Here is an 11939-nt window from a genome sequence, read left to right as displayed (position 1 = left end):
ATCTCATGGAAGGAAAGCCAAAAGTTTATTTAAATATGGCTTAGAGAAACTTTCTCAATGCCTACAAAATAAATTTTATGAACAGCTAGAAATGCTGTTCAATCAATTTTTGTCATATACTTAGATGAATATTATAAAAAAGACAATCATGGAGAATATTATGAGGATGCCAATGCTATACAAACGGCATGGAACTCCTACGCTGAAAGAGCAAAAATATACGTTTGGGTTTCTTCTGATGGCCAACAGCCTCGCTATATCAATGATAGTTGGATTGGCGACACCAACAGCAGTGATTTTATGGGTGAATGGGTAGAAATTGGTACCGCTAGAATCACCAATAATATTTTCCCTCTTGCACATATAGCAGAAAACAAAAGTGGTCTAAACTATGGTGATATCATCCAATGGGTTAAAATCGTAGATTATGAAAGTGAAGAAAGTGACTGTTTTGACATCAACTATGTAGCTGCATTCTCTGATTACTGCGAAGATTATGGAGTTGGTGATTTTGAAGACATTAATGATGAAAATGCTTTTGTTGCTACATATCTCAGAAATTACAGTTATGCAGATCGTTTGGATCAAAATAATCATGAAGGGTTAGTGAGTTTCACAAACAACCCAAAAAGTGTACATAGCGGTTTTATGGATGAAGATTTTGGAGATAATGTCATGGTTGTAAATGCAGCCCAAGACGATAATCCAAACAGAAATTCTCATAACAATCCTGATCTAGCCGATAACTCCAGAACCTTCTATAAAGATTATATTCCTGTTCTAGCCGGTGAAACCTATTATTTCTCTGCGGAAGTCATTAATGTGATCCGATGGAATGACTTAAATGATCCGATGTTGGATATGTATATCGACTATAATATAGGTTTCAATAATGCGGGTACAGTTTCACTAAGCCAGCCGATAAACCTCACAGAAGGTGAAGAATGGAAACAGATGTACCTTGAGTTCACTGCTCCCGCAAATGGTATTGTTACTGTAGGAATTGCTGAAGTCAGTGATAAATGGCTAGGGAATGATTTTGCAATAGACAATATTTCATTCAGCTGTAATCCTCCTGTATGGCAAAGGGCCAATCAATAATAATTGGGATTAAAAACAATCCCAATGCATTGATCTTATAGAAATTAATTGAATCGTCACAAAATATTGTTCAGATTGTCAGTAGTTTAATATAGGCTTGCAAACACAAAAAGGGAATTACTTAATTGTGATTCCCTTATTTTTTTGTAGTTTTTGTAATTCAATTTAAATGAGAATACATGAACTACGATTTTAATACAATTTATAATAGAGAAAGTACCTATAGCGTAAAATATGGGTTAAGAAAACAACTGTTTGGAACTGAAGATATTATTCCGCTTTGGGTGGCAGATATGGATTTGGCTGTAGCCCCAGAAATTGTGGAGGCTTTGCAAAAAAGAGTCAGTCATCCGATTTATGGCTATACTATGCAAACAGATGTTTTTTGGGAGTCTGCACAAAACTGGATCAAAAAGAGACATCAATGGGAAGTTGCTTCAGATGAACTTGTTTTTGCTCCTGGCATCGTCCCGGCACTTGGTTTTCTTGTACAAGCTTTTTCTGATATCAATGATAAAGTGGGCATTTTCACTCCTGTCTATCCTCCCTTCTATGAAAATGTCAAAAAAAATAATAGAGAGTTAGTCACTTTCCCTCTTCAAAATAAAAATGGAAGATATTATATTAATTTTGACGAAGTAGAAGACGCTATGAAAAACGGTTTAAAACTTATCGTTTTTTGTAACCCTCACAATCCATCAGGAAGAATGTGGCAACAAGAAGAATTACTTCAGCTGTTAGATTTGTGTGAAAAATATAATGTCAATATTATCTCAGATGAAATTCATGCTGATTTAACACTTTGGGGAAATAAACACGTTCCTTTTGCTTCATTATCCGAAATTGCTGAACAAAGAGTCATTACATGTATGGCTCCTTCCAAAACTTTTAATCTTGCAGGCTTAAACTGTGCTTATCTGATCTTTAAAAATGAAAAGTTGAAAGCTAAATATCTTCAATTAGTGCAACATCTTCATTTTGATTTCGGAGGAACTTTTGCCACAGAATCTATGATAGCGGCTTATACACAAGGTGAAAACTGGTATCAGGCACTTCTTCAGCATATTGAAAAAAACATCTCCTACGTAGAAGAGAACCTCTCTAAAACACCTATCAAAACCATGCACCCTGATGCAACTTATCTTCTCTGGTTAGATTGTAAAGAACTGGAACCTAGCGGAACATTATTGAAAAAATTCTTCTATGAAAAATGCAAAGTGGGTGTGCAAGATGGGCGACAGTTTGGTGTGGATGGTGTTGGTTTTATGCGATTAAATACAGCTACGCCTTTCCCAATCATCAAGGAAGCAGTTGATAGAATTATTAAATCAATTTAAGAAGGTCTATAAAATTCATTATTTTTATAGTAAATTATGTAGTCAGAAATAAATGAGCTCTTCTCTTCAGTTTTAAAATATACAGTAATGAAGTAAAACTTAGATCATTTCAATCTGATCTTTAAAACGCTAGATCCAAAAAAGACCTCTCGTTTCACTCAACAATTAATCTTCAAATTATTTCAAAAAACTAGTTACGAATGAAAATCTTCAATAGCCTATTAACAATATTACTAATATCTGTTTTTTTATACTCATGTAGTAGTGATGATAGTACTCCTCCCCCTGTTGAGGAACTGCACTTTGAGGAAAACTTATCATTAGATACATGGACAGAGCCAGACGGCTATCCCAAACCGAGTGGATGGGAGACATCGAACGCAGGAACTATTATTGTAGGCACTGTCAATGCTTCAGAAGAAAAAACAGATGTGGTGAGTGGAAGTTCTGCTAAACTTGAGACAGTGAAAGTAATATTTACAGGTATAGCTGCTTCAACTTTTTATACAGGAGCTTTTCAATATAATTCTTCAGATCCTGCCAACAGCGCAATACTAGGTGTACCTTTTACAAAGCGTCCCAAAAGTATGTCTTTTCACTATAAATACACTCCTGGTCAGACTTACGAACAATATACAAATACAACCCCAACAACCCTTACAGGACTTGATTCATGTTTGGCTTATATGTTTTTACAAAAAAGAGAAGGAGATAAAATTGAAAGAGTGGGAACTGCAGCCATGCAAAACAGTGATACTGTAACGGAGTGGACTAAAAAAACGCTCAATGTGCAATATGGGGAAATTGTTAACCCTGAACCAGGTTTTAGACTTCGCAGTGACGAAACCGGATGGGCAGATGCCAATGCTACTCCTACTCATGTGATCATTGTATTTACTTCAAGCAGTGCAGGCGATTTCTTTAGAGGTGCTATTGGCAGTACCATGTATGTAGATGAAATTTCAATTGAATATTAGATATGAAAAACATTCTTATTGCTTCACTTTTTCTGTTGACTATATCTAGTTTCACTTTTGGGCAAGAAGCTGAAAAAAAGTGGAATATGGGTGCAAGAGTTGGTTTTAATCTTGGTGCATCGGCTCCGTTTTACTTTCAGGATATGCCTGATCGATTTGAATGGAACACAGGTTTTAATCCAACTATAGGTATTTATGGAGATTATAAACTAGGGAATCCGAGACAATCCCTGCGGATTGAATTACTCTACACACGTAAAGGGAATAATACCACTGCAAATGTCACTGACCGTTTTTTCAGATTTGGAGATAATAACCAAGGGACCGTGACAGGGCAAGTTTACACAGAAATAGACCTTAATTATATTGAGCTTCCTATACAATTCAGATTACCATTAAGTAAAAAGGATAATGGATGGTATGGAATTGCAGGTTTGTATTTTGCATATATGATGAATGGTACTTTTGAAGGTAAAGTCCTTAAAGGGAGTATTCTAACAGATGACACAGGCATGTCTGCTGAAGTAGGCAAAGATACTCCTTATGATTACAGCAATGACTTAAGAAATTTTGACTGGGGAGCACAATTCGGTGTTCAAAAGGAAATCAATAAGTTCACTGTAGACATGCAAATCTCATGGGGGTTCAATGGAATTTTCCCTTTTGGTTATGAAATTGTTGATCCTAACTTGTTTAACCTTTATGGCAAAATTGGAGTTACTTACAGATTTTATTAGTAAGTACTAAGCCAAAAATAAAAAACTCGATCTCTAAATTTTAAAAAAAGAGATCGAGTTTTTTATTTATCATCGTAAGCTTACAAAGTAGAAGGACAAACAAATGCTGTTGTTTTTATCCCTGCCTCTTTAATCGCCTTAAAACCACCTTTTACATCGATGATATTTTCAAAACCTCTCGATTTCAAAATAGAGGATGCAATCATAGATCTATAACCTCCTGCACAATGGATGTGATAAGTCTTTGAACGGTCTAAATCTGACCATTCCGTATTGATGTAATCCAATGCTTTATGCACCACTTTGTCACTGTCAATATGCTCTGATTTATACTCACCATCTTTTCTGGCATCAATCACAGTAATCTCTCCAGACAAACGTCCCTTCAATTCTTCTGCTGAAATTGAAACAATGGTATCTACTTCTTTCCCTGCTTTTTTCCAAGCTTCAATACCGCCTTCTAAATAGCCCAGCGTATTGTCATAACCTACACGAGAAAGTCTTGTAATTACTTCTTCTTCTTTGCCCTCCTCAGCAACAATCACTATCGGCTGCATTAAATCTAAGACCAGTGCTCCTACCCACGGTGCAAACCCTCCATTTACTCCAATATTGATTGAATTTGGTATAAATGCATCTTTAAAAACCTGTGGATCTCTCGTATCCAAAACAAGTGCACCTTCCGCATTCACAATATCTTCAAATAACTGAGGAGCTAAAGCCACAGTTCCTTTCTCTAAAATTAAATCAATATTTTCATACCCTTCTTTATTCATCTTCACATTCTGAGGAAAATACTGAGGTGGTGTAGTCAAACCTTCAGTTACTTCCTTGACAAATTCTTCTTTCGACATATCTGCTCTTAAAGCATAGTTGGTCTTTTTCTGATTCCCCAATGAATCAAATGTTTCTTTACTCATGTTTTTACCACAAGCTGAACCTGCTCCGTGTGCTGGATAAACGATGACTTCATCATGCAAAGGCATAATTTTATTTCTCAGAGAGTCAAAAAGCATTTCTGCTAAATCCTCCCTTGACAAATCAGATTTCACAGCAAGGTCAGGACGTCCAACATCACCAATAAAAAGCGTATCACCTGAGAAGACCGCATGATCTTTCCCCTCTTCATCGATCACTAAAAAAGTAGAAGACTCTTGTGTGTGACCTGGCGTATGCAATACTTTAATGATAATATCTCCTATCTTAAACTCCTCATTATCGGTGGCAATATGTGCATCATAAGTTGTTTTTGCAGTAGGGCCAAATACAATTTCTGCACCCGTTTTTTCTGCTAGAGAGACATGACCTGAAACGAAATCTGCATGGAAGTGGGTCTCAAAAATATATTTAATACGAGTACCATCCTTTTCCGCTTTTTCAATATATGGTTTCGTTTCTCTTAATGGGTCAACAATCGCGGCTTCACCATTGGACTCAATGTAATAAGCACCTTGTGCTAAACAGCCAGTGTAGATTTGTTCAATTTTCATTGTATGATAAGTTTATATGCTTAAAATCAGTATGTGTTTATATTTTTCTTTCTTCAAATTCGTTGGATTGAATCGCTCTCTCAAAGTTAAGCTTAATTTCCTGTTGATTGCCTTTTTGATCAAAAAAATCAATTGCATTTTGTACATCAAGAAAAAAATGATTCTTTCCCAAATTCTTGATAAACCCTACCCGATTCAGAAAATCTCGAACGGGACCTATCACATCAGAAAAATAGGTTTTTATATTCATTTGCTGTAATTCTAGGATTAAATCCTCTAACACTGACAACGCCGTTGAATCAATATTAGAGACACTTCCAAAGTGAAGTACAACAACTTGTAAACTGCCTTTCTTTTTAGCAACTTCCTGTAATACAAACTCATAAAAGTGATTGCAGTTGGCATAATACATCTGTGCATCTTGACGAATAATTAAAACATCATCACGCACTTCAACATCTGTAAAACGGCTCGTATTTCTGTATTCATTACAGCCCTTCAGTTTACCTAATACAGCAATATGAGGCATTGCAGTTCTTTTTACTAACAATAATAATGAGAGGACCATTCCTGAAAGAATACCAATTTGAATTCCCAGTAGCAAAGTCACTACAAAAGTGATGGCCAACATATAGAAATCTTCTCGTTTCGTTTTCCATAATAATCTAGGATAATCTGTATCAATTAATCCATAAACTGCCACCAAAATTATTGCTCCTATAATTGCTAATGGAAGCTGTTCAAAATAAGGAGTTAAAAAGAGCAATGTAAAGAGTAAAATAAGGCCACTTATGATATTCGCAAGATTGGTCACAGCCCCCGACTGTTCATTGACCGCCGACCTGCTAAAACCTCCTGTACTATGAAAAGCACCGAAAAAGGATCCTATAATATCACTCAATCCTAATGCAATAAACTCACGGTTATTTTTGATTTTATATTCATTTTTATGCTTCAGCTGTAACGCTTTAGAAACAGAAATTGATTCCATATAAGCGATCAATGCAATGATAGCAGCAGAAGGCAACAATTGAAGAATTAAACCAAACTCAAAATCAGGAATACTGATTACCGGCAATCCACTAGGTATACTCCCCAGTACTTTCACTTCTAATTGGAAAAAGTACATAACACCTAATCCAAACAATACGACCACCAAAGAACCAGGTACTTTCTTCAACCATTTTTTCGTAAAGTGAATCATAAATACCCCCATCACCCCTATGATTACGGATTGAACATTAATGAATTCTGCTTGTTTCATTGTCAGCCACAATATTTCAAGTGCTGTCCCTCTTTCATTCATATCAATACCCAACAGGTTTTTCAACTGATCAATTCCAATAATGAAAGCGGCCGCAGATGTAAACCCGCTAATCACAGGCTTGCTCATAAAATTGACCAGAAAACCCAATCTTATCATCCCAAAAAACACTTGAAACAAGCCAATCATCAATGTCAGTAATAAAACTGCATTAATGTACTGATCCGATGAAACCGAAGCAATAGCTGAAACCGTTGCAGCAATAAGCATGGAATCAATGGCTACCGGCCCCACTGAAACGTGTCTTGATGTTCCAAATAAAGCATAGATAAATTGAGGAATCATTGCGGCATACAATCCATAAACTGCCGGCATCCCTGCCAAACTTGCATAAGCCATACCTTGTGGAATAAGCATGATTCCCACAGTCAAACCTGCCGAGAGGTCTCCTGATAAATAAGACTTTTTATAATGTCGAAGCCAGGGTGCTATAATGTTGTTTCTTTGCATTTAGGTGTAGTTGTCTTAATGCAAAAGTGAAAAAAGAAAATGATAGTTAATGTAACAATGGTCACATAAAAAAAGAGTATCCATAAAAATCTATGGATACTCTCATTTGTTATTCGTATAACTACTTTTTATTTAAATACTTTGAACGTTGATATTCCTTCATTAGATTTAATTCTAATGATTAATAATCCACTTGTAAAAGTATCTGTTTTGATTATTGTATTAAGACTTGAGACAGCAGAATACAATAGTTTTCCATTAATATCATACACCCCTACTTCGTAATTATTCAAAGCTGTATGAATATTTATAACTCCTTCTGTTTTGGTAGGAAAAACCTCAACCAAGCCTTTTAAACTACTATCTAAAGAAGTAACATCATTGTCAATTTCTTTTAGATATTCATCAAGAGTCAGGATAATTTCAACTGCAACATAGTTTTGTAATTCATCGCTTCCTACAACTATTAGTTTGAGATCTTCCAATGCAGCAACTCTTTGAGAAGATGGTAACTTTGTCACATCAATTGTAATCGTTTTTGTTACTTCATCAAAAACAACATAATCAGGAACAGGATCTCCATTTTCCTGCATTAATACAAATTTCTGTACCACACCAGTTAAACTTGCAAATAAGGTTTCGTCCAACTTAATCGAAATTGCTTCCTTATCGATGTTTTCAACTACAAGGTGTTCTTCTTTAAACTCTTCATATTTAGAAAACTGATACATTACATCAATAGTATTCTCTGAATCACTTACTGTAAAAGTTCTCACCGCCTCTATTTCCTCTTTTCTTCCATTGACTGAAAGTTCATAGCTTAAATCACCTTTCGGCAGAACATATTTAAAAGTATAAATACCATTTTCATTATGATCTGTCACTTGCTGTAAGATTGAAGTTGAAGCTCCTTTAACCATAATCTGTAATGAATCTACTTCAGGATTAAATAAAGAAACTTCAATCATTGGCTGTAAGTTGATATTCCATGTCACCTCAGTGAAAGTATCATCAGGTTTTGGTGCGAAAGAAAACTCATCTTGGACGAAAACGCTATAGCTAAGTTGATCTTCACCTCTGTTGATAAATTTATGATCTTGATAATTGAGGTATTCATCTTGTTCTGCATAACCTCCTGTTATTATTACCTGATCATCTATTTTGACCATATCTTTTAGATTAAATAAAACCGGTCTTAAAGGGGTAACCTTTTCCCTCACTCCCTCTTTAGAGTATTTAATCAATGCATTAAAAGGTTCATTTTTTGAAGTTGTATAAATAACATCTTGCCCCTCAGTAAATACATCTGACCTGATATCTAACAAATAATACAAGCTTTCATCCTCTCCAACTAATATTCTTGTATATCCATAATTATAACCGTGTGTAACTTTTCTCTGGGATAACAACTCACTCCAAACTGCGTTACCATTATGATCAACTTTTAGAACAAAATTGGAGTAGGGACCAACATCAATATCTTCTATATTAGGAATTAAATGATCTTCCAGAAGTGTATCGCTTTCATTGATCCATCCGGTAATGTAAACAGAACTATCTCCCGCTTGAAAACCAGTAGGCCAACCTACACCTCCATCCCATTCTCCTGAAATTAATGCTTTAGCCCATTTTATGGTTCCATCTGAAGAATTAATTGCAATTAATGGAGCGTTTACACCTCTATTCTTGAAAGCTTCCAATTCTCCCTCCTTCACAGTAGACATACCATTGAAGCGGAATTCTCCAGACAGATATAATAAACCTTGCTTATCAGCAGTAAGGGTAATAATATAATAGGAACCCGTATTATTAACCTGAAGTGAAGTAACCTCTTCTAGTTTATCAGCATCTAATCTATAAACATATATTATATCTTGCGTATGTTCATATTCTGCATAATAACCTAAACCTGCAGATACTGTTACTGAAATATCATCACTAATTCCAGCTGAACTAGCATAGTTTAGAATTTTTAGATCTTTATCCAAATAAACAATCACTGACCTAGCCCCTGCTTCTAAAGTATAAATCTCGTCATCATAAGTAAATGAAGTAGCAATCCCATCGTTTTGTAAAACAACCATCATATTACCAGAAACTTCATCTACTTTCAGATTATTACCAAAAACATCAATTGTATTTAATGAAAACACCTTACTGAGCAGCACTTCTCCATTATGATTTAACTTTTGCAAGTTTGAGTTGCTATTACTCTCAAAGTCTGGTCCTAATCTATAAATATTATTCTCAACATCGGCCTCTATAGCAACGTAGTCGTAAAGACTGTCAAAACGAACGTCATTAACTTTTGAAACTTTTTCAGAAATAATTTCATAAGAAAAATAGCCGTTTTTATAATCCATATAAAAAACTAACTGTGCTTTCTGTCCTTCGTGAGCTCTAATCGGATAGCTGTTATCCATTAGTTTATCCTCTCCCACTAAAAGTGTTGTATCACCATTCAACGTAAAGTTAAATTCATGTTCAAGGGTAATTTCGTCTGAAATGTATTTGACTATATTTTTATCAGCATGATGCTCAATATTACTTAACGCTATTGGGCTTCCATTTTTCCCATCTACAATAGGTAAATAAGCAACTGATTTCACTTCATTCCAGCTTACTTTCTTATTATAAATATCAATAGAATAAGCATACATAGAGTACTCTCCTTCTCCATTAAGTTGATATTCAGTATCAGACTCTATTAGATTAAAGTCTTTATCAATAGAGAGTCTATCACCATTATTATTCTCAAATGACACTCCCCCATCATTTCTCAAATAACTTAAGCCATAAAAAATATTATCTTTTAAGCTGAGGATACGAATATTATTTTCGACAACTGCACTTCCTCCTATTTTTATTTCTTTAGAAGATAAAATCGCATGTTGTGCTTTGAAATCTGTGTTAGGTTGCAAATCAAAACCAATATGAATAGATCTATCAGTCGAAGCGATTGATTTTACATTTTGTCTACTCTGAATTAAGCTTCCTTCACCTGTCAGATTTGCATTTACTTTAATCTCATTGGTTAAATCAATATCAAGATGAGAACAGTCAATTCCATCAAAGATAAAGCCGCCATAACCTTTTATAAATCTGCCTCTAGTCAATTTATAAATATTTAGACCAGAAGAGAATTCACTAACATACATTTCATCTTTCCAATCCATCTTGACTTCCATTTTTGAAGAAGACTTTACAGCCACATAATAATTTTCAAGAGAATCTACCGCCAAGGCAATGTTTTCCTTTTTTATCAAAGCGGGATCATCCAAATAAATAGATGCATAATTATCAAACCTAGAATCGTACATACATCCAATAAAATAACCCTTATTATACTTATCTGAATTAAAATTGAAATAAGCATTTATTTGGTCACCTTCATGATAAGCTCCTACAATAAATGCTTGCTCATTACCAGCATTTATACTGTATAATTCAGATTGATAAACATCATTTCTTTGGGTAAATACAGAATGATTCCTGACATTAAAAGTTGTATCAACTTTCACACAGAACATTTTATTATCAAAAGAATGATTAGACCAATCATTATCAAACTGAAACCCATCGGATCCTAACGCTCCTGCCACATAAATATTACCTTTCATATCGGTAGTCATTAAACTTGTTTCGAAAAATGACACATTTGAAAATGTCAGGTTTTTACTCCATTGATGTGTTCCAGAAGCATTCCATTTTGTCAATTGAATAATGGCCGCTGATCCAAAAGTTTCATTCACCTCATCTACCGTAACTTTTCCATCAGAAAGATAAACTTGAGTATAAATATTATTGTCTAAATCAATAGACAAATCATATCCATCCTTTTCAATCAACCCTAAAGTAGAAGAGTTTAAGACTTTCTTTGTGTAAGCTACTGTCAAATCATTATTTAAGACAAATAATACTAATTGATCTTCATTCGTAGAACTGTAGTCAACATTATTGTACGTTACACCACTTTCTGTAATGTTGTTTACTAAAAGTGCAATGACCTCACTGTCTTCACTTACTTGAAAAAACTTACCTTTTTTGTTTTGAAAAGAAGTTGAAAAAAGAAGTTTAGGATCTTCATTTTTTTGGACATAACCTAATGAATCAACTCCACAATCAAAGCAATTCCCTACAACATATTTATTACCATTAGCATCATATTGTGTGGCTAAGATTTGCACATTATCACTAGCAGTTGCTACCTGATTTACAAGATGTTTTTTTTCACTGTCCAATACTATTGAAGCAATACCTAAATTATAATGGAAATCGAAAGAGAAATCAGTAAGTGTTCCATTAGCTGTTACACCTCCACTTTGATCTGAATAAGATAGATTGGATACAGTTGCTCCATACCATTCTAATGTTTTATCAGCATCAGCAACAATTTTATACCTACTCTACCCGATGATTTTTAGATAGTTCATCCTAAAATGAGAAATCATATTTGTAAAGTCTTTGAAATCAACACTTTTAATCATCTCTCTCACTTTATTAAGTCCTCTTCTGAATACACT

The 11939-nt window shown here is 34.5% G+C and carries 8 protein-coding genes; 5 read left to right on the top strand and 3 right to left on the bottom strand.

Going from position 1 to position 11939, the window contains the following annotated elements; all coding sequences use genetic code 11:
• Window positions 1-172 precede the first annotated feature (172 nt).
• From HHU12_RS31415 to HHU12_RS31395, 5 genes are all read left to right on the top strand, one after another.
• Entirely contained in the window at window positions 173-316 is a 144-nt protein-coding gene (locus HHU12_RS31415) for a hypothetical protein (protein ID WP_169660701.1), read from the top strand.
• Window positions 301-1101, top strand: coding sequence for a hypothetical protein (locus HHU12_RS31410; protein ID WP_169660700.1), 801 nt, complete (start codon window positions 301-303; stop codon window positions 1099-1101). Before HHU12_RS31415 ends, HHU12_RS31410 begins: the two co-directional genes overlap by 16 nt.
• 179 nt (window positions 1102-1280) lie before the next feature.
• Window positions 1281-2438 (top strand): MalY/PatB family protein, encoded by a 1158-nt coding sequence (locus HHU12_RS31405; protein WP_169660699.1) that lies wholly within the window; start codon window positions 1281-1283, stop codon window positions 2436-2438.
• A 200-nt stretch (window positions 2439-2638) separates the two neighbouring features.
• Window positions 2639-3415 (top strand): PCMD domain-containing protein, encoded by a 777-nt coding sequence (locus tag HHU12_RS31400; RefSeq protein ID WP_169660698.1) that lies wholly within the window; start codon window positions 2639-2641, stop codon window positions 3413-3415.
• 2 nt (window positions 3416-3417) lie between these two features.
• On the top strand, window positions 3418-4152 hold the full coding sequence (locus HHU12_RS31395; RefSeq protein ID WP_169660697.1) for a porin family protein: 735 nt from the start codon (window positions 3418-3420) through the stop codon (window positions 4150-4152).
• Window positions 4153-4232: 80 nt separating this feature from the next.
• Here HHU12_RS31395 and HHU12_RS31390 read toward each other — a convergent pair whose 3' ends face one another.
• The 3 genes from HHU12_RS31390 to HHU12_RS31380 all read right to left on the bottom strand — a co-directional run bounded on the left by HHU12_RS31390 (window position 4233) and on the right by HHU12_RS31380 (window position 11657).
• Window positions 4233-5642 (bottom strand): MBL fold metallo-hydrolase, encoded by a 1410-nt coding sequence (locus tag HHU12_RS31390; protein WP_169660696.1) that lies wholly within the window; start codon window positions 5640-5642, stop codon window positions 4233-4235.
• Between the two features lie 37 nt (window positions 5643-5679).
• The gene (locus HHU12_RS31385; protein ID WP_169660695.1) at window positions 5680-7416 is read right to left on the bottom strand and encodes a SulP family inorganic anion transporter; all 1737 of its coding nucleotides are present in this window, start codon (window positions 7414-7416) and stop codon (window positions 5680-5682) included.
• Window positions 7417-7544: 128 nt separating this feature from the next.
• Entirely contained in the window at window positions 7545-11657 is a 4113-nt protein-coding gene (locus HHU12_RS31380) for a T9SS type A sorting domain-containing protein (RefSeq protein ID WP_169660694.1), read from the bottom strand.
• Between the last annotated feature and the right edge of the window lie 282 nt (window positions 11658-11939).

The organism is Flammeovirga aprica JL-4, assembly GCF_012844305.1.
Lineage (GTDB): Bacteria > Bacteroidota > Bacteroidia > Cytophagales > Flammeovirgaceae > Flammeovirga > Flammeovirga aprica.
Note: the sequence above shows the minus strand (reverse complement) of the source record. Positions and strands in the feature narration are given on the sequence as shown.

Excerpts from the sequence above, each read along its gene's own strand:
- HHU12_RS31415 (WP_169660701.1), top strand. The coding sequence starts at position 173 with ATGCTATACAAACGGCATGGAACTCCTACGCTGAAAGAGCAAAAATAT.
- HHU12_RS31410 (WP_169660700.1), top strand. The coding sequence starts at position 301 with ATGGGTGAATGGGTAGAAATTGGTACCGCTAGAATCACCAATAATATT.
- HHU12_RS31405 (WP_169660699.1), top strand. The coding sequence starts at position 1,281 with ATGAACTACGATTTTAATACAATTTATAATAGAGAAAGTACCTATAGC.
- HHU12_RS31400 (WP_169660698.1), top strand. The coding sequence starts at position 2,639 with ATGAAAATCTTCAATAGCCTATTAACAATATTACTAATATCTGTTTTT.
- HHU12_RS31395 (WP_169660697.1), top strand. The coding sequence starts at position 3,418 with ATGAAAAACATTCTTATTGCTTCACTTTTTCTGTTGACTATATCTAGT.
- HHU12_RS31390 (WP_169660696.1), bottom strand. The coding sequence starts at position 5,642 with ATGAAAATTGAACAAATCTACACTGGCTGTTTAGCACAAGGTGCTTAT.
- HHU12_RS31385 (WP_169660695.1), bottom strand. The coding sequence starts at position 7,416 with ATGCAAAGAAACAACATTATAGCACCCTGGCTTCGACATTATAAAAAG.